The 20,203-nt window shown below is 43.0% G+C and carries 16 protein-coding genes; 5 read left to right on the top strand and 11 right to left on the bottom strand.

The window, feature by feature from the left end; all coding sequences use genetic code 11:
* Positions 1 to 191 precede the first annotated feature (191 nt).
* Positions 192 to 1,706, top strand: coding sequence for an acetyl-CoA C-acetyltransferase (locus B2863_RS04525; RefSeq protein ID WP_296207843.1), 1,515 nt, complete (start codon positions 192 to 194; stop codon positions 1,704 to 1,706).
* 187 nt (positions 1,707 to 1,893) lie between these two features.
* Entirely contained in the window at positions 1,894 to 2,973 is a 1,080-nt protein-coding gene (gene ppk2 / locus B2863_RS04530; RefSeq protein WP_296207844.1) for a polyphosphate kinase 2, read from the top strand.
* Between the two features lie 166 nt (positions 2,974 to 3,139).
* Here the strand turns inward: ppk2 and B2863_RS04535 are convergent, their stop codons facing one another.
* The 10 genes from B2863_RS04535 to rsmG all read right to left on the bottom strand — a co-directional run bounded on the left by B2863_RS04535 (position 3,140) and on the right by rsmG (position 13,133).
* Entirely contained in the window at positions 3,140 to 3,487 is a 348-nt protein-coding gene (locus B2863_RS04535; protein ID WP_201572079.1) for a PilZ domain-containing protein, read from the bottom strand.
* A gap of 111 nt (positions 3,488 to 3,598) precedes the next feature.
* Entirely contained in the window at positions 3,599 to 4,729 is a 1,131-nt protein-coding gene (locus B2863_RS04540; RefSeq protein ID WP_296207848.1) for a DNA polymerase III subunit delta', read from the bottom strand.
* A gap of 110 nt (positions 4,730 to 4,839) precedes the next feature.
* The gene (kdsB, locus tag B2863_RS04545) at positions 4,840 to 5,652 is read right to left on the bottom strand and encodes a 3-deoxy-manno-octulosonate cytidylyltransferase (RefSeq protein ID WP_296207850.1); all 813 of its coding nucleotides are present in this window, start codon (positions 5,650 to 5,652) and stop codon (positions 4,840 to 4,842) included.
* Between the two features lie 49 nt (positions 5,653 to 5,701).
* Entirely contained in the window at positions 5,702 to 6,832 is a 1,131-nt protein-coding gene (gene lpxK, locus B2863_RS04550; RefSeq protein WP_296207851.1) for a tetraacyldisaccharide 4'-kinase, read from the bottom strand.
* 66 nt (positions 6,833 to 6,898) lie between these two features.
* Positions 6,899 to 8,686: a lipid A export permease/ATP-binding protein MsbA gene (gene msbA / locus B2863_RS04555; protein WP_296207852.1), complete on the bottom strand. Its 1,788-nt coding sequence runs from the start codon at positions 8,684 to 8,686 to the stop codon at positions 6,899 to 6,901.
* 75 nt (positions 8,687 to 8,761) lie between these two features.
* Entirely contained in the window at positions 8,762 to 9,193 is a 432-nt protein-coding gene (locus tag B2863_RS04560; RefSeq protein WP_057759437.1) for an ExbD/TolR family protein, read from the bottom strand.
* 65 nt (positions 9,194 to 9,258) lie between these two features.
* Positions 9,259 to 9,984 carry a MotA/TolQ/ExbB proton channel family protein gene (locus B2863_RS04565; protein ID WP_296207854.1) on the bottom strand — a complete coding sequence of 242 codons (726 nt, stop codon included), beginning with the start codon at positions 9,982 to 9,984 and terminating at the stop codon, positions 9,259 to 9,261.
* 86 nt (positions 9,985 to 10,070) lie between these two features.
* The gene (locus tag B2863_RS04570; protein WP_296207856.1) at positions 10,071 to 11,240 is read right to left on the bottom strand and encodes a ParB/RepB/Spo0J family partition protein; all 1,170 of its coding nucleotides are present in this window, start codon (positions 11,238 to 11,240) and stop codon (positions 10,071 to 10,073) included.
* Positions 11,241 to 11,398: 158 nt separating this feature from the next.
* Complete coding sequence (locus B2863_RS04575; protein WP_296207858.1) at positions 11,399 to 12,178, bottom strand: ParA family protein; 780 nt, start codon at positions 12,176 to 12,178, stop codon at positions 11,399 to 11,401.
* Between the two features lie 238 nt (positions 12,179 to 12,416).
* On the bottom strand, positions 12,417 to 13,133 hold the full coding sequence (gene rsmG / locus B2863_RS04580) for a 16S rRNA (guanine(527)-N(7))-methyltransferase RsmG (protein ID WP_296207860.1): 717 nt from the start codon (positions 13,131 to 13,133) through the stop codon (positions 12,417 to 12,419).
* 357 nt (positions 13,134 to 13,490) lie between these two features.
* Between rsmG and B2863_RS04585 the strand changes: the two genes are divergently transcribed.
* The 3 genes from B2863_RS04585 to B2863_RS04595 all read left to right on the top strand — a co-directional run bounded on the left by B2863_RS04585 (position 13,491) and on the right by B2863_RS04595 (position 18,460).
* On the top strand, positions 13,491 to 16,331 hold the full coding sequence (locus B2863_RS04585) for an ATP-binding protein (protein WP_296207862.1): 2,841 nt from the start codon (positions 13,491 to 13,493) through the stop codon (positions 16,329 to 16,331).
* A 241-nt stretch (positions 16,332 to 16,572) separates the two neighbouring features.
* Positions 16,573 to 17,715 (top strand): helix-turn-helix transcriptional regulator, encoded by a 1,143-nt coding sequence (locus B2863_RS04590; protein WP_296207865.1) that lies wholly within the window; start codon positions 16,573 to 16,575, stop codon positions 17,713 to 17,715.
* Between the two features lie 97 nt (positions 17,716 to 17,812).
* On the top strand, positions 17,813 to 18,460 hold the full coding sequence (locus B2863_RS04595; protein WP_296207868.1) for a TerD family protein: 648 nt from the start codon (positions 17,813 to 17,815) through the stop codon (positions 18,458 to 18,460).
* Between the two features lie 127 nt (positions 18,461 to 18,587).
* Here the strand turns inward: B2863_RS04595 and B2863_RS04600 are convergent, their stop codons facing one another.
* The gene (locus B2863_RS04600; protein ID WP_057759421.1) at positions 18,588 to 19,571 is read right to left on the bottom strand and encodes an ion transporter; all 984 of its coding nucleotides are present in this window, start codon (positions 19,569 to 19,571) and stop codon (positions 18,588 to 18,590) included.
* Between the last annotated feature and the right edge of the window lie 632 nt (positions 19,572 to 20,203).

Below are 20,203 nucleotides of genomic sequence, written 5' to 3' on the forward strand. Positions count from 1 at the left end.
ATCTACTACCGACCTCATACAAGCGTCACATAGTTTGCTAAAGAGATACATTAAGTGAATAAAAAACGCCTTATGATAAACAGCTGTATTGCGTAATAAATGATAATATTTGCTTGTATAAAATAACTTAACTATTTTTTATTGTTACCTATCACTTTTTACTTCTACCCATACTTTTTAAGGATAATATTATGAGTAATAAAAACAATCATCCAGATAGCCCTGTTGTTGAAAGTACAGTTGTTAAAGCAACGGATACAAAATCAGATACAGCAAAAAAAGAAACCGCTGCAAAAAATACCTCGACTAAAGAAACTAGTGCTAAAGAAACTGCTAGCAAAAAAGCGGTCGATGAAAAAGTAGAAACCACTACTGCCAAAAAACCTGCTCCAGCTAAAAAAGCCAGCACAACCAAACCAGCTTCAAACCTGAATCGTGTTGCTATTTTAGGTGGTAACCGTATTCCATTCGCGCGCTCGAACGGATCATACGCTGACGTTAGCAACACAGATATGCTAACCGCTGCATTGGACGGTTTGGTTGAGCGTTATAACCTGCAAGGCGAAACCGTAGGTGAAGTGGTATCTGGCGCAGTCATGAAACTTAGCCGTGATATCAACCTTACTCGTGAAGCCACACTGAATACTGCGCTAAACCCACATACGCCAACTTATGATATTTCACAAGCTTGCGGTACTGGCTTACAAGCGACCTTTGCTTCTGCTAACAAGATTGCACTGGGTCTGATCGATTCGGCAATCACTGGCGGTGTAGATACTACTTCTGACGCTCCTATTGCTGTCGGCGATGGCTTGCGTAAAGTACTGATCAAACTTGGTGCAGCAAAAGACAACAAACAACGTCTAAAAGCACTAATGGGTCTCAATCCAAAAGACTTAATCGATTCACCGCAAAACGGTGAGCCACGTACTGGCCTATCAATGGGCGATCATCAGGCGATTACTACGCTTGAGTGGAATATCAGTCGTGAAGCGCAGGATGAGCTTGCATTTAACAGCCATCAAAACCTAGCACGCGCTTATGACGAAGGTTTCTTTGACGACTTGATCACGCCATATAAAGGCCTGACTCGTGATAACAACTTGCGTCCAGATACTACATTAGAAAAACTGGGTAAATTAAAGCCAGTTTTTGGTAGAAAAAATGCCAATCCAACGATGACAGCTGCCAACTCTACGCCGCTTACTGACGGTGCTTCTTGTGTACTACTAGGTACTGATGAGTGGGCAAAAGAGCACGGGCTAAAACCACTGGCTTATATCGTCCATCAAGAAACCGCAGCGGTAGACTTCATCGGTAAATCTGGCACCACAGAAGGCTTACTAATGGCACCAGCTTATGCGGTACCACGTATGCTTGAGCGCGCTGGTCTGACTCTACAAGACTTTGACTTTTACGAGATTCATGAAGCCTTCGCTTCACAAGTACTATCAACCTTAGCTGCTTGGGAAGATGAGAAATTCTGTGAAGAGCGCTTAGGCTTAGATGCCCCGCTAGGTTCTATTGATCGTAGCAAGCTAAACGTAAATGGTTCATCATTAGCCGCAGGCCATCCATTTGCGGCAACTGGTGGTCGTATTCTAGCTACTGCTGCTAAATTATTGGATCAAAAAGGTTCAGGCCGTGCACTTATTTCTATCTGCGCAGCAGGTGGTCAAGGCGTGACTTGTATCCTAGAAAAATAAGCTTGGTCACTTTTAAGTGAACAAGATACGCTGACTTATTATTTTAATCAGTGCATATCTACCAATAAAAAAAATGCCCTTTAATTTATTTAAAGGGCATTTTTTATTGTCTGTACTTTGCTATGATAGAAACGACCTAGATAGTAGCCTCTTAAAAAAGCCGATACGCAAAACAAAGGTAATATTTATGGGTAAGACAAAAATTTTATTAAGAAAAATGAGGCAAGTCATTTTTGGCTCTGAAAAACTGGTGATGACAGAACCGCTTGCAACCGCTGATTTTCAATCTCTAACGGTTAAGGAGGATTTAGATCGGTACCATCAGGAACAAGCCATTCTTACTGAACGCATCGAAAAAGACATTCTTGATGATGATTTACGTCGAAAAATGCACCAAGACTTAATCGATACATATGATGAAGAACTAGAAAATGAAATAGATGACTATGCACGTGACTTTCGTTTTAACGGACGTGAGATGAGCGAGCAAGAAAAACTGGATCGACGCACCTACTTTCAAGAGTTGGTACGACTACAGCGAGAACTGATAAAACTACAAGATTGGGTCGTTGATCGCGGTGAGCGTATTGTCGTTATCTTTGAAGGGCGGGATTCTGCTGGTAAAGGTGGCGCCATTAAACGCATTACCCAACGATTAAACCCACGCGTTTGCAGGGTAGCTGCCCTACCGGCTCCCACTGAGCGCGAGCAAACGCAGTGGTACTTCCAACGTTACGTGGCCCACTTACCTGCAGCAGGCGAAATCGTATTGTTTGACCGTAGTTGGTACAACCGCGGAGGCGTTGAGCGTGTCATGGGGTTTTGTACTGACGCGCAATATGAGGAATTTTTTCAATCAGTACCAGAGTTTGAGCGTATGCTCGTACGCTCAGGCATTCGCTTAGTAAAATACTGGTTTTCTATCACCGATGATGAGCAACATGCACGATTTATGAGCCGAATATATGATCCGCTTAAGCAGTGGAAACTCTCACCAATGGACCTACAGTCGCGCCGACGCTGGGAAGATTACACCAAAGCAAAAGAAACCATGTTTGAGCGCACTCATATTCCTGAAGCACCTTGGTGGGTTGTCGAAGGCAATAATAAAAAACGTGCTAGGCTGAACTGTATTGCCCATTTGCTCGACCAAATCCCTTACAAAGAAGTGCCTCGTGACGAAATTGAGTTACCCAATCGCAAACGCGATGATGAGTACTACCGCGAACCTATTCCCGATGATATGTATGTGCCGCCTCGTTATTAAGCGACTAGCGCCTACTACTATAAAAATCTAAAGAAACTTGATCTAAAAAAGCAGCCTTACTAATTAATAAGGCTGCTTTTTTTATATTAATAAGTTCAAAACCACAGCCAAACTTATTAAAGATACAGGTGTGATTTCTAGTTATTGCCTAGTTATTACCTAGATACTACATAGTATAAGTCGATTGCAAGCTATCGATTTTTCCAGCTAATAAGCGCTCAACTTCATTCTTGATTCTTTGGCCAGAGACATCACTACCAATTTGCACAGCAAACCCTGCTGGGCGACTGCCTTGACTCTTAGAGTTAATCCAAACAACCTTACCATTCATTGGTAGGCGTTCACTAGAGTTAGGTAGCGTGATAGCAATAAACACTTCATCACCCAATTGCTGAAGTTTGTCCGACGGTACAAACAAAGCACCATTACTGACAAAAGATAAATAGCTGGCATATAACATTTCGATACTTTCATAATGACAGGTTAAAATCCCGCCACGTCCTGGCATTGCCATAGTCAGCTTCCTTCATCAACTGGGTTTAGTATGTTTATATAAATAATTGATAGTATATAGTTAAGAACAATTGCAAATTTACGAACACAAATTAAGCGTTAAAACATGGCTCTATAAGCTTGCCAACTCTTGCATTAGCTTATCATAGGCAAATTTTTCTTGCACATTTTGTTGCAGCGCAATTTTGGTCTGCTGCACGCTGTTAGCAAATGCCTCTAACCCGCTATCAGTAGGTTGATAAGTAGCCAATATCGTTGATAGATTGACATCCTTTTGTAGTTCACTCAGCCCCAAACAGACACGGCGTATATCAAGGAACATCAGCTCAGACAGCTGTATAAACTCTTTAATATTAAGCTGACCTTGCCAATAATCACTTGCCGCCACACCACTACGTTTACCACTACGTAATGCCTGCCACGTGGTCAGCCATAAGCTGCGCTTGCTATACCATGGTGCTTGCGCCAAAGCTATAGCAGCTAACGGCGCACCATTGGCTAATTGTATCAATTGCTCAATCGCAGCGTTACCAACGGCTTCGCGGTTAATCGTATGACCTAGCGCCTGCGTCACATAATCGACAGCAACAGTCGGCTCAATTGTCTGTAGTGCCAACTGTTGAACACGACTCTTAATCGTTGGCAATAGCTGAGCAGGCGTATCACTAATCAAAAATAGATGCACCTGCGCTTGTGGTTCTTCCAATGTCTTAAGCAGCGCATTAGCAGCGGCCACCGTCATTTTCTCAGCGTGATCTAATACACAGATGCGCATTCCCTGTCCGCCTTGATAAATAAAAGGCTGCAAAGCACGAATATCATCTACTTTGATCTTAAAAGCACTATTGCTAGTAGCTTTAGCGCCTTTTTTATCTTTTGTACTACTTAATTTTTCTTGAAGCGTATCGCTTTCGGCACTGATAGGCATACTAACGAGTGGTAATACTTGCAAGCTCGGATGAGTTCCCGACTTGAGCCACTGACAACTCTCACATACTTCGCAAGCACCTAGTGGGTGTGCGCCACGCTCACGGCACAATAGCCAAGCTACCAATCTCCATACAAAGGCGCGTTTGCCCATACCGTGCATACCAGCAGCGAGCAATGCATGCGGCAAGGACTGCTGCTTAAGTACGCGCTCGGTCAACTGTAACCACAGTACTTTTTGCCATGGCAATAGTGGCGCAAAATACATACGGTCTGTGTTATCTAGTGCGTCCATATTTCCTGTCAAATTATTCATGGTTATGGCTCTGTCACATTGATTAGGTATTTCAGGTATAGCCACAACAACGATACTTTAGCGTCGTAGGAAGCTTAGAATCACACGCAACTTTGCTCAGACTATTACTATTACTTGTTAGGGTTGTAAAAGTTATCTAAGCTCATCGCGTTTAGACGGTCTAGATCTTCTTGTGTGTCGACACCCGCTGGTAACTGACAGGCAGCTTCTGCGATAGCGATATGCTGACCATTTTCTAAAACACGTAGCTGCTCTAGACTTTCGAGTATCTCAAGTGGCGTTTGTGGCCAGTTTACGAACTGCTGTAATAGACTGACACGATAAGCGTATAAACCCAAATGTCGATAGGCATTTTTTGGTGGTTGCATCTGATTATTATCAACCAATACAACATCACGATCACAAGGAATCGGTGCGCGGCTAAAATAGAGCGCACGCTGTAAGTTATTAGCATATTGACTGACCACTTTTACTACCGATGGTCTTTGGAACGTATCATAGTCATCGATAGGCTCACAAAGTGTAGCCATCACGCTATCCTCATCCGCTACCAAAAGCGCCTGTACTTGCTCCAAAAGCAATGGCGGTACAAGGGGCTCATCGCCTTGCATATTCACCACAATATCGTGGTCAGCCCAACCTTTGATAGCTGCTACTTCTGCTAAACGATCCGTACCTGAAGCATGCTCGCTACTGGTCATAACGACATCAAAACCTGCATCGGTGCAAACTTTTGCAATTTGCTCATCATCAGTCGCTATACACATGTCATCAGCAAAACTTGCTGTCTGCGCTTTTTCTGCTACCCAAAGTATCATCGGTTTACCATGAATAGCTAGCAATGGCTTACCAGGTAGTCGTGTACTCTTAAAACGTGCAGGAATCACGATGTGGGTCTTGGCAGGTGTGGTGGCGAACGACATGGCGTATTCCTATAAAAATTATACGGCGATTTAAAATATTAACTGATATTTATAATGAGGCTGACGTGTTCATATCATGGTCGATACGAACCCCTAGTGCCTTTAGTTGCTCATCTAGATTATGATAACTATTCTCAGATAATACAGCCGTCACTGGCAACACCCATAGTCTACTGACAAGTTCTACATACTTATCACTGAGTGCTTGTGTCGCTATATAGTCTGCCAATAATGCGCTGATTTTTACCGCATCTTTACTGGTTACGATGATAGGATAATCACCATATTGTAAAAGCTCAGCCAAACTAAAATCATAATGGTCAGGGTAAGGATGCCCTATGACCTCAAAGCCAATAGATTCTAAGGTATCAAAAAACCGCTGCGGATAGCCGATACCACTAACAGCATGGACGCGGCTACTATTAGTAGGCTTCACACTATTTATTTGAGCTGCATTCGATGTAGGATTCCATAGGCGCTGTAACTCAGCTGGTTGCAAATGCATGGACAAACGGTCAGTAGACTGTATCTTATTATCACTTCTAGAAGTCCGAGTTAAATCTGTACTTGGCTTTTCATGATAGATAACATTTGCACCCTCTAATCGTGACATCGGCTCACGCAAAAAACCTGTTGGTAATAGCTGCTTGTTACCAAACCCACGGGCAGCATCTACCACAATCCATTCGATATCACGCTGTAGTGCATAATGCTGCAAACCATCATCTGCAATAATCAATTGCAAATCAGGCGCTGCATTTAACAGAGTGGCAATCGCTTGCTGACGATTGGGGCACACTGCCATAGCAGCGCCTGTCATATGAGCAATCAAGCACGGCTCATCCCCTACTACATGGGGTAAGCTAGTAGCACTAACCAATGCTGGCATTTGACTCGTATCACCGCCATACCCGCGACTGATTACCCCTACTTTTATGCCTTTTTTTTGTAAGTAGTTGACCAGAGCAATAATCAGCGGCGTCTTACCACTACCGCCCACACTGATATTACCAATGACCATCACGGGAATAGGTGCTCGATAGCTTGATAACAGGCCGGCCTTATAAGCTTGACGGCGCAGCAATGTGATTAAACCGTATAACCAACTGATAGGCAGCAACAACCACAACCAAGCAGCTTGACGTTGCCATGCGCGGGTAATTGTCGTCTCAATACTCATTAATCAATATCGCTTATCTTATTGGTTCATGGCTGCGTGAAAATTGGCTAAAAACTTCTAAATTGACTACTCAAAATCTCGAGCATACATTTGCGCATAGTGGCCTTGCAGTTGCATTAGCTCATTGTGCGTTCCTAACTCAACAATCTGGCCGCCATCCATCACAGCAATACGATCCGCTGATTCGATAGTCGTCAGGCGATGGGCAATGACCAATGTGGTACGGTCTTTCATCACATTATCGAGCGCTTGCTGGATATAATACTCAGACTCATTATCAAGCGCGCTGGTGGCTTCATCTAAAATTAGAATCGGTGCATCCTTTAATAGCGCACGAGCAATAGATAATCGCTGACGCTGACCACCAGATAACTGCAATCCTTCGGCACCAATTTCACTTTGATAACCGTTTGGCATTTTTATAATAAAGTCATGAGCGAAGGCATCTTTCGCTGCTCGTTCAACCTCAGCTTGAGTCTTATCAGCTAGACTGCCGTAAGCAATATTATTAAATACGGTGGTATTAAACAATACTACCTGCTGGTTCACCATTGCAATCTGAGCACGCAAACTCTCTAACTTAATCTCTTCAATTGGCATACCATCTAATGTGATTTGCCCTGAGGAAGTTTCTAGAGTACGTGTTAATAAGTTAACCAATGACGACTTGCCTGCGCCACTTCGCCCTACTAATGCAACTGTCTCACCTGCTTTGATGTTCAAGGTAAAGTCACGTAGGGCCACCGTCGAATCTGGATAAACCAAGCTGATATTGTCTAACGACATTTGCCCTGATAGCGCTTTACTGATTGTGCCTGTGTCTTCTTCTTCTGGCTCATCAAGTAGCGCAAAAATCGACTCACCAGCAGCCAGACCTTTTTGCAGCTTCTGATTGATATCAGTCAGCGAACGTACTGGCTTACTCAATAACCCTGCGGCTGCAATGTAGGAGATGAACTCACCTGCTGAAATATCATCTATTACTGCAGGTCTCAGCGCAAGCCAGACGACAACGGCCATCGCAACTGCCATCAACAGCTGTACGGCTGGCGTATTAATACTATTGGTAACAACCACCTTCATACCTTGGCGTAGGTTTTTCTTCGATGTTTTGTCAAAACGTGCTGACTCGTATGATTGACCGCCGTAGTTTTTGACCACTTGATAGCCGCCGATGACCTCATTGGTAATGTGACTGACATTACCCATCGTCTCTTGGATACCTTTTGAGAGCTTAAGATAGCGCTTTGATGCAATACGAATCAGCCATAGTATTGGCGGCAATACCACAAATAGAATAAGCGTTAGACGCCAATTGCTATAGAACAAAAAGCCAATCAATGCGACAACGGTCAAACCATCACGCAGCAAGGTCTTCATTGAGTCTGTACTGGCGGCCGTGACCTGTTCAACATCGAATATCAACTTCGATGAAATTGTCCCCGCTGGATTGGCCAAATAAAACGAGCTAGGCAAGCGCAGTAATTTGTTGAAAACTTCTACACGTAGCTCATAAACTAAGTTGCGTGAGACCAGTGCAGAGTAGTAGTTACCCAAAAAGCTACCAACCCCGCGCACAAAGAATAGCAATATAATCAATAGCGGAAATAAGGCTTGTTTGCTTTGATCATTCTGGTTGATAGCATCAGTAATATATTGCAGAAGCTTGGCAGTCCAAATCTCTGTCCCTGCATTAATCGCAAAACCTAAAGCTGTCAATAGCAATGCCCACCAATAAGGCTTTAAATACCTTAATAAGCGTAATAACGTCTTACTCTTAGGGGTAACGGGCGATACTGCCGATGCATTTTTAGCAGAAGATTTTTTAGAGTCAGGTAAATAAGCTTGGCTCATAAAAGCCTCAATTTGGGTATCATGGTATGAATGGGCTGTGTGTCACACAGTTTTATGATGGTAAAGCTATATATGTTATTGCGGCAGCGTTTGGCCAAGTGGCACCACTGTACTGATGTTTAAATTCAAAAATCCGAGCTTTCCAGCGATATCCATCACTCGTACCACAGACTGATGGGTCGCATTGGCATCCGCTGCAATGACAAATAGCATATCGCGATTACTGCCCGCCTCCTGCTGCAACATACTGGTCAGTTCAGCCTCATTGCTACTAGCAAGCGTAATGCCGTTGACCAAATAGCTACCATCTTCTTGCACAGCTACTTCGATACTATTGTTTTGTTCTGTCAGTGCAACACCTTCGGCTTCCGGAAGGATAATATTTAAACGACTAAAGTGATTGAATGAGGTAGCAAGCAATAAAAATACAATCAAAAATAGTAAACAATCAATCATCGGTGTTAGATTAATTTCAAGCGGTTCAACCGTTGGTTTTCTAAAACGCATATCAATCTCTTTAATTCAGCTACCATGTATAGGCTTAAGACTTCTATTCTTCAAAACCGCATTGACTACACTGCCGCTATGCTAGTCTTATCCGAATCCAACCCACCGAATGAACGTTCTTGCACAATGCTATCATCTATTGACTTATGGCTAGAAGATGTAGATGGCTGCGTACTAGCAAGTAAGTGATAATCATACAGCTCTTGAATCATAAGCCCTGCTTGAGTCTCAAACTGAGCGTTAATATCAATGATACGGCGCTGAAAATAACGATAAGCAACCAACGCAGGGATAGCAACGATCATACCAGCAGCGGTAGTGATTAGTGCCTGTGATACACCAGCAGCTAGCATCGTCGGATCTTGCATGGCACCATCGGTAATCGCCAAGAACGACGAGATGATCCCTAGTACCGTACCTAACAGGCCAAGCAACGGCGCTATCGCACCGATAGTTCCTAACATATTGATGTTTTTTTCTAACTGATGAACTTGGACGCTAGCACGATTTTGCATGTGCATCGTCATCGACTCTAGCCCGTACTGACGATATAGCAAACCCGTTGCCAAAATATCACCAAGTGCCGTCTTCTCTTTTACATTCATCAACTGTGTGCGACCAATATCGCCATTTTCACGTAAACGAGTTATTAGCTGTTCGCGTAACCTGCTAGGAGCGACTTTATTAAACTGTAGTGTATGGCTACGTTCAATGATGATGACTAATGCCAATATAGAACAGACCACGATAGGTGTCATTAGCCAGCCACCTGCTTTTACCAATTCCCACATACTCACTCTCTTCCATATTTTCACAAAAATAATTATTACAGAAGCGACTTAGCAATTGGATAGATACGGCTAACTCGCAAACGTTATTAAGCTTGAGCTTCTATATGTTTAATCAACGCAGCTAATTGATCTTGATTGTGGAAAAATATCTCAACACTACCTTGACCATCTTTTTTATGCTTTAGTTTGACTTCAGCACCAAGCATGTCTGTCAATCTTTGGGTCAAACGCTCTACATCACGAGATTGTGCTTGTTCAGCACGGTTGATCTTGGGCGCTGGCTGCAAAATCGATTTGACCAATTTTTCAGCCTCTCGCACGGTCATACCGCCATCAATAATTTTCTGCGCGATGATAGGTTGTTGTTCAGAGGACAATGCTAAAAGCGTACGAGCATGACCCATATCTAGCGCACTATTGGCCAAATGGTCTTTTACTGTATCATGCAGCTGATTCAAGCGGAGTAGATTCGATACTGTCGTACGCGCCTTGCCGACGACTTCAGCGATCATGGCATGACTCATACCAAACTCCGTATGAAATCGCTGCAAAGCCGCTGCCTGCTCAATCACTGACAAGTCTTCGCGCTGGATGTTTTCAATCAATGCTAGGGCAATCGCCAACTCGTCAGATAAAGCACGCTCAATCGCAGGGATAACCGCTTTTCCTGCCATTTTTGCTGCACGCCAGCGGCGTTCACCAGCGATAATTTCGTGAGTGACAAATGCTTCGCTCTTATCTTCATTTGCCAATAGCGGGCGGATAACGATAGGCTGCATCACGCCATGCTGTTCGATAGAAGATGCCAATTCTGCAAGTGCTGTCTCACTCATATCACGACGAGGCTGATACTTACCTGCTTGCAAACGTGTGACATCGATCTGGACAAGGCTAATCTGGTCTTCGGTTGTGCTCGTATCTGCACTATTGCCACGCGATTTGTTGAGCGACGTCTTGCTAGTAGTGCGAGATGAACGTGGCGCGCGAGTACTACTCTCACTAGCAGCATCGTTATCAGTAGTCTTCGCAGATGATTTTTCACTGGCTTTTGTCGGAGTGATATCAGGCGCTATATCTGTGGATACAGTATCTACAGGCGCATTAGTATCTGCAGGCACATTAATATCTGGCGCAGCATTTTCACGCGCCACCATGTCGTCTTGCAAGGCAGAGGCGGTAATTTGCTTTTCTTTTTTGATTGACCCTAATAAGGCATCTAAGCCCCGATTAGCAGCCAACCCTCTTTTCTTCGCCATGATTACCTATCCTCTAACGCTAAAATAAAAGCCAATTGATTACTGATGCGGCTTACTAAATACAATGTTAAGTGTTCTATACTTATGCTATTCATTTACTGTCTTGATCAGTGACGCTTTTTATCTAAAAATCCTTTGTAAGAGACTTTAGATAAAAACTAGTTGCTTTGTTTCATCACTTCAGCGGCCAGCTTTTGATACGCGCGTGCGCCTTTTGACCATCTCTCATACGCAATAACTGGTAAGCCGTGCGCAGGAGCTTCTGCCAAGCGAATATTCCTTGGAATATGGGTCTTGTACATGATATCGCCAAAATGCGCTTCTAGCTCAGTAGAGACATCACGGGCAAGCGTGTTACGCGCATCAAATAGCGTTCTGACCACACCGCGAATATATAGCTTAGGGTTCAACTCTGTAAGACGTTCAATCGTTTGCGATAAGTCAGCCAACCCTTCTAGTGCATAGTACTCACACTGCATAGGGATAATCACACTATCTGTAGCCACCAACGCATTAATCGTCAGTAGATTCAAACTAGGCGCACAATCTATAATCACATAATCGTATGGCTGTTTTTGTGTGGATATCTGATCGTTAGCCAATTCGGCCATCGCAGTTTTAAACAGCTCATGACTGTCCGTCTTACTCATTAGCGTAATGTCCATGCCAGCCAAATCGCGATTGGCACCGATGACATCGAACCCTGCAGGACTAGTAACAATCGCTTCAGACAATGCAACACCATCTAGCAAAACGTCCGCTATGGTAAGATCTAACTCGTTTTTGTCGACGCCTGTACCACTGGTCGCATTACCTTGTGGGTCTAAGTCAATCAGCAGTACATGCTTGCGTTTAGCAGCCAAGCTGGCGGTCAAATTTACTGCCGTTGTGGTTTTACCCACACCGCCTTTTTGATTCGCAATTGCTATGATTTCCATACACTCACTCAATTTTATTAGGGTCTATTACTTTTGACTCGGTTGGTACGATTATTTTTATTCAATCTTGTACAGCGACACTCACTCAGTATTTAGAAGTCAGCCATTCATGGTCTAAAATACTCAGTTTGCGGTCGAGCATTTTAAATGCTTTTAAATACTATGTCATTTAGATACAGACGTAAACTGTGTTTCACAAAAAACAGTGCCTGTTTCATGACTGCGAAGTGTTTATGCCTTAGCTATCTTTGGCAGACATTTCAATTAAATGACGACTGTCGTGCAAACGTGGCACTGTCAGTTTAATAGTTTTGATATGCCAATCATTATCTAGTGCTTGTAGCTCTTCCTCACTCGGCACTTTGCCCTTCATAGCACATAAGAAGCCACCATCTGCTAATCTTGGCTGCGCTACTTCTACAAAATCTATCAAACTGGCAAACGCTCGTGATGTCACCACCGCATAGCTTGCTTCATGCGCTTCAATACGCGATGCAATCGGCTGCATATTACTCAAACCAAGCTCGCTACTGATTTGCTTAATAAAGCGAATTTTCTTCTGATTGCTATCAAGCGCAGTACACTGGCGCTCAGGCTGACAAATGGCAATAATCACTGCTGGTAACCCTGCTCCCGTGCCGATATCTAGCAACGATCCGGCGGGTAAATGCGTTATAATAGACAAACAATCTATCACATGCTTGATCAGCGCTTCTTCTGGATCAGTGATCGCGGTCAGATTATACGCTTTATTCCATAATAAAAGCTGGTCTAAGTACAATAATAACGTGCGCTGCTGCGTTTCACTTAACGGCAGACCCAGCTCATTTATCGCTTGCGCCAAGATATTAGCCAGCTTTGGCAATTGTGAACCAAGCTTTACGAAACCAGTCGGATCAATATTGATATTACCCGCACTAGCAGACGATGAAGAGTTTTTAGCGGAAGCTGACATACAACGAGTTATCCAGTTTTGACTTGTGAACCGTTTATTTTATCATGCAGTCTGCCCATTGAATAGTTGCAGATTGCGCCAATGTGGGACATCTTATACTATCTACGCTTATCATGAGGCGTTATTCTGCTTTGATTGCCTCCAATTCGTTGATTAATTCATTCGTTTTTTACCAGTTTTACTCAGGCATTTGTCTAAATATGATACAAAACTGCGCTTAATGACTTCGCTAATAGGTGACTATATCTTGTAAGATGTCATGATTGACTATAAAAAACTCAGAATACGCATGAACAGATAAAACCAATCACTTCTCATATTCCTTTAATACTTTTTAAGATGATTTTTCAAACGCCTATGACAGAACAACCCTACACCCCTATATCGCAAGTATCAAAAGACGCTAACAATATGGTAGTACCTACTACCAATACAAAAAATACTAAGCAAAAAGCACCTGATACCCCAAACCCTATCTTCACAGAAGTTCAGAAAAATTGTCGCATTTCCGCTGAGCAATTAAAACGCTATAGCGACCCTGATGAGTTGCCTACAGACACACGTACTGCGCCCGACTTAGATGTGGGCTTCGGTCAACAACGCGCGCTTAAAGCATTGCATACAGCGCTGGATATTAAAGCCAGTGGCTACCATGTGTTTGCCGCTGGTGAAAACGGTTTGGGCAAACGTACTGTGATTAGTCGTCTGTTAACACGTATTGCCGCCGACGCACCGACGCCTGATGATTGGGTATATGTGCATAACTTTACCGATCCACGCACACCATTGGCGCTGCGTCTACCAGCTGGTCAAGCCTCGCTATTACAGCAGCAAGTTAATAACTTATGGCAGCAAGCAAAAAAGCGTTTAAGCCAACGCTTTCGTAGCGATCAATACCAAAGCAAAATTGAAGCCATCAAAAACAGTACTCATCAAAAAGAAAGTCATGCCTATGACGCGCTTAATGCTGAAGGCAAACAATATGACCTAGCATTAACGTTTCGCTCGTTCGATAATAAAGCCGTATTTGTTCATCCTAGTCAGCTGCCTACAGAAAGTAATAGCGATGATGACAAGCAAATAAAAATACCTAGCAATCATAAAAATTCTGAAAAGCTCGATGATAGCGAAAAAGTTAATATTTTGAGCGAAAAAAATAATGAGCGTAAGGAAAACCAAGACTCTACATATGGCAATAATGAGTATGAAGCTGAGCTGAATAACTTCGTGCAAAAGAACCATATGCAAAAGCGCCTAAGTCAATTGACTATCGCTTTAGAGCAACTAGAAGACGAAGCCAACGATGAGATAGAGGCGTTACATCGTAGTATTGCGCAACGTGCTCTACAGCCGCTATTTACCCCTATCTATGAGCAGTTTGCGACTCATCCACTTGTCGCGGCATATCTCAAGGCTGTATTTGATGACATGGTCACTCACGTAGAGCGTATCGTCAATGGAGATGATGAGGAGTTTGTGACAGCAGTGTTGGCTACGACGCCCAGTCGTTATGCAGTAAATGTTATTGTCAGTCATACACCTGACAGTGGCGCACCTGTGGTCTTTGAGGATTTGCCAACCCATCTCAATTTGTTAGGGCATGTCGAGCAAATCACCCAATTAGGCACAGTAACCACTGACGTAAGTATGATTCGTGCAGGTGCTCTACATCGCGCCAATGGCGGCTATTTACTGTTAGAAGCCAGCCACGTCCTTGAGCATCCATATGCATGGCAGGGCTTAAAGCGCGCATTACAATCACGAAAAATAAAACTATCAAGTCTAGAGCAAATGCTGACGTTAACAGGCAGCTTGTCTCTGTCACCAGCGCCTATTGATTTAGATATCAAGGTTATCTTGTTAGGTGAAGCAGATTTATATTACGAGCTGCTAGAGCTTGAGCCTGAATTTGATGCCGTATTCAAAGTCCGAGCTGATTTTCATGACGATGTGCCTCGTACCATTGAGCATGAATTGGCATTGGTCGCAAAAATGGCTGATATCATCGACTACGCCGACCTTTATCCGTTTGATAGCAGTGCGCAAGCCACGCTACTTGAGCACTTAAGCTTGCAAGCTGAAGAACAAGATCGCTTAAGCCTACACAGTGATTTGTTGATTAAACTACTGCATGAATCAAACCGTCACGCTCGATTAAACAATGAGACTATGGTGACGGCAGATCACGTCACTCAAGCAATCGATGACATGGATGAGCGTTCAGGATATTTACGCGATCTGTATTGGGATGAGCTGAAAAATGGCCAACAGCTGATTCAAACGCAAGGCGATGCTATCGGACAAGTTAATGCATTAACCGTAGTCAGTTATGCCGATAGTGAGTTTGGTATGCCAGCACGGCTTACTGCGGTCATTCAGCCCAATATTGGCACAGGTGAAATTCTTGATATTGAGCGTGATGTAGACTTGGGTGGTAGTTTACATGCCAAAGGCATGCTGATTATGACCAGCTATTTGCGAGCGCTGTTTAGTCAACATCATGCACTGAATTTTAGTGCCTCACTGGCGTTCGAGCAGAGCTACGCGCAAATCGATGGCGATAGTGCCACCGTTAGCGAAGGCTGTGCATTGCTATCCGCGTTAGCAAACGTGCCTATCAATCAGTCTCTTGCGATTACTGGATCTATGAACCAGTTAGGCGAAGTACAAGCAGTTGGTGGCATCAATGCTAAAATCGCAGGTTTCTTCGATGCATGCCGCGAGCAAGAGCTAACAGGCGATCAAGGTGTCGTCATTCCGATGGCTAATGTCAAACAACTGATGCTACGTGACGATATTATCGATGCGGTAAATAGAGGAAAATTTCATATCTATGGCGTCTATACTCTAAGTGAGGCCCTGACGCTGATGACTGGTTTGCCCATCGACACCATCAATAAAAAAGGCCGTTATCGTAAAGATACTTTATTTGGCAAAGTATTAAGCCGTCTGATGCTGTGGGATGAAAACCAGGAAAGCACTGATGACATCGATGATGAAAAGTCCAAAAAGAAAGCGAAGAAAAAGCGTAAAGAAAAACGTCAAAAGAAAGAAGATAAGAGAATAAAAGAAAAGCGAAAAGGTGAGAGAAGTAATGAGAAAGGTAGCGAGGAAAGTAACAAGCAAAGCGATGCTAAGCCTATTGATGACACCCTAAACGATAGCGAGACAACAGCTGTCGATGAGGATGGCAATTAAAATTTAAACGGTACTACCGATACGCACGCACATTGCTGTTCGACTAGATTCATTGTTATGTCTATGGCTAGATCGAACAGCAACCATTGAATAATAACCATCGAATAGCAACTATTAAATAAATATACGCATGCATGAACGTCGCTAGACGCTACGCTGCTTTTCTGCGATGATTAACGGTTCCTGATCGAGCAATATCGTGCCAGAAACCGACTTGTAATTTCATAAAGGGTATCTCTTAATGACTGTACATCCTACTGATGCTGATAACACCCAAGCTCAGTCCAATCCTAGTGAGCAGGCAGGTGCGCTTGCAGCTGTAGACACTGGCACCTCAAAAGAAGCCAGTGCCGCCAATATTAGTGACAATCGACATGGTGCGGCAACGACTGCTCGGCAATGGCAGGTACTATCACAACTACAGCGCAATCGCTGGGTAGGCACCACGCATATTTATGAGCAACTGATGATGGCAGGCTTTGATATCAGCCTACGTACTGTCCAACGCGATTTAAATGCCCTTGCCAAACGCTTCCCTATCGAAAAAAATAATGCCAATCCTCAAGGTTGGCGCTGGAAAGAAGACGCACCATTGCAAAGCTTGCCGCATATGAACTTATCACAAGCGGTTGCTTTTAATATGGTCGAGGCCAATCTGACCCAGCTATTGCCACCTGTTATCTTAGATGAATTATTTCCTTGGTTTGACTTAGCACGGCGACAGCTCAAAAACAGTAAAGTGACCCACTCTTGGATAGACAGAGTCCGTATCGAGCCTGCCACACAGCCGCTTATTGCACCAGATATAGATTTGGATAGTAAAGACAATATTTACCACGCGCTATTTTATCAACTACAGATTCATGCTTGTTATACTCGTAGCAACAAATTACAAGCCAGCGAATACATCCTAAATCCAATCGCAATTATCCAGCGTGGCGTGATTATCTATCTACTGGCAACTCGTACCGACGACCCAGAAGCCACCATTCGCACCTTTGCCTTACATCGGTTTGATAGTGTTGAGATTCTCGAAACCGCTGCAAAAACACCAGAGAATTTTCAACTCGATACGTATTTGGATGAAGGCAGCATGGGCTTTAGCCACCCACTGTTTGGCGAATTGGATGAGCGTGGCAAGAATACTGCTGTTGAGCTTAGGTTCACTAGGCAAGCAGGTAAAAGTCTGACCGAAAGTAAGCTTAATGACGATCAAACCGTTACGTTAAATGAGGATAACACCCTTACTGTAAAGGCCACTGTCAACTTAACCTCACAGCTGGTTTGGTGGCTACGTGGATTTGGTAGTGGCTTATTAGATGCTAAGCCTGAACTACTTTATCAAGCAGTATTAGATAAGTCTTCGACAACAATCAGTGAGTGATATCACTGACCTGAGATAGGCTTACCTCAGCACGCCTTAAGTAAGCAAATACCAAATCTAGATAACGGTTAGAAACTAAGAATAAAAAAGGAAAGTTATGTCGACCACTGCCCCATCACCACTGTTGTCAGATAGTTTACGAGGACTGGGACTAGACGCAGGAATATTGTTCTTTGCGCTCAATTATGAATTTACCAAAATTGAGCCAAAAGGCATGTTTAAGCGCTTCAAAAAAAATCAAAGCGCGATGGATATTGATCTGGCTTGCGTGTTGTACGATGACAATTGCGTCATCAGTGACATCGTTTGGTTTAAGCAATTACGTGATAAAGCTGAATCGGTCAAGCATCAAGGTGACAGTTTAAATGGTAAGGATCGCGGTGAACAAGCCATGTATCTTGCCCCACTTGATCAAGAGCAAATCAGATTGGAGCTCGAAAAAATTCCCGCTCATATTACTCACATTGGTTTAATTGCCAACTCATACCACGGTCATTCGTTTTCTAGGGTGAAAAAAGGCGAAATTCATCTGAGTGACGATGAAGGAAACCGTTGTTTTGAGGTAAACCTTAAGCAGCTTCCACGCGACTGCACCACGTTATGGGTGGCGCATTTGCGCCGATCTGTTGATGACTGGCATTTAACGTTGCAAAACTTACCACTCACTGCAGAGGGTCTAGCAAATGCAGCACAAGAAGTGGCTCATGAGTTAGCACGTGCATTGCCTATCCCTCAGGGAATATAAGAGCAATTAGTAATCGCATATAAAAGAGGTCTTGTGCTATCCAAACACAAGACCTCTTTTTATGGGCAAATCATTAGCTGTAATTAATTGCTAAAAACATATCTGTTATAAATCATTTCACACTTGCCTATAAAACTTCACCGCAATGCGGACAGAAGTTTTTTTGGCGCGTTTCAACTTCTTTCTCACGCCGTTCAAGCTCTTGCTCTCGAAGTACCTGTAAGACGATATTTTGTGCTTGCTCTTTATCTAAACCCAGCTCTCGACGAATTTTATCAATCATCATCTGATTCTGTACCAGATCAAAATCGCTATCAATTAACTGCTCACGAAAATGCTGTTCAAGCTCTTCACGGCGCTGAGCCAATTCATTCGCCAATCCCGTCGCTAGAATACCAGCCGGCAGTGCAGCGAGACCCACACCCAATATCGTAATGACCGCACCCAATATTTTGCCAGCATTAGTAATTGGCGTGACATCTCCGTAGCCTACTGTTGTCAGTGTCACCACAGCCCACCACATCGCTTTAGGTATGGACTCAAACTCGTCTGGCTGTGCGTGATTTTCTACTAGATAAATACCGCTAGAGGCGGTCACAATCATAATAATAAGAATAAAGATAACAGCCTGAAATGAGCCTCGCTCCTTGCTAATCACAACTAGCAAGATACGCATTGAGGCAAAATAACGCGTCAATTTTAGGATTCGAAATAAACGTAAAATACGCAAGAAACGCAAATCAATATTAACAAAGAAATTTAAAAAGGCGGGCACAATAGCTACTAAATCAATCAATGCGGATGGGCTTCTAAGCCAATCCCATCGCTGTTTCCACGTTGTATTATCGGGCTTGGCTTCAGCCACACTCCACAGGCGCAATAAGTATTCAATAGAAAAGACAACGATAGAGAAATTTTCAAATAAGGTGAAGTAATCTTGATAAGGGTAATACCACTGATCGACAGACTCTGCTATTACAGCCGCTACGTTAGTCATAATCAAAAATATAAGAAAATAATCAACGTAACGGCTAAATAACGTGTCATGTTCTTCATTTTGTAAAATATCATAAACAAAATGACGCAAGCGCCGTATAGATTGGAATAACATGCCAGCCCTATGCGGTGAAATACCGATTTGATATTAGTAGAATAAAACAACGGTCAAACAATAAGAACCAAACTTTCATCACAGAACATAGGAGATATTTGCAGCAATCATCCGTGATTTTTATCAACAACGCTTAATTTAAGTACTGATTTGTTCGTTATCAGCCATGACTATCGGCTATACAAAATGCAGATAATAAATATAGACCGATACCAGCAGTATAAACACAATTAGTAGGATAGAGAACCTTAAGAACTGTTCGTCAGCACGAAGCTGTTGGCTAATATCCTGCGCAGGTATCAAAAACAAGTGACATTCAGGACAACAAGAGTCTACCTGATTCAATATTTTCATCGTACGCGCATTCGTACAGCGTAGAGGGGAGTTACTGCAATAGCCAAGCATAATATATTGCACCTCTTGTTGAATCATAAATAAGAGATACCGACTTACGTCAATGACACTTACTTAAAAAGCAGCTTTTGTTTTGTTTAATTATAGACTGTAGACAATTGAATTACATGTAAATGTAACTTATTGCAGAGATATTGCTACTTTATGCTCAAAACCTTACCAATAATAATGATTTTCGTATTATAATAGAGATTAAATGTTACAGATTAAACTTTAAT

Origin of the sequence: Psychrobacter sp. UBA3480 (assembly GCF_002377945.1) — a bacterium.
Classification (GTDB): domain Bacteria; phylum Pseudomonadota; class Gammaproteobacteria; order Pseudomonadales; family Moraxellaceae; genus Psychrobacter.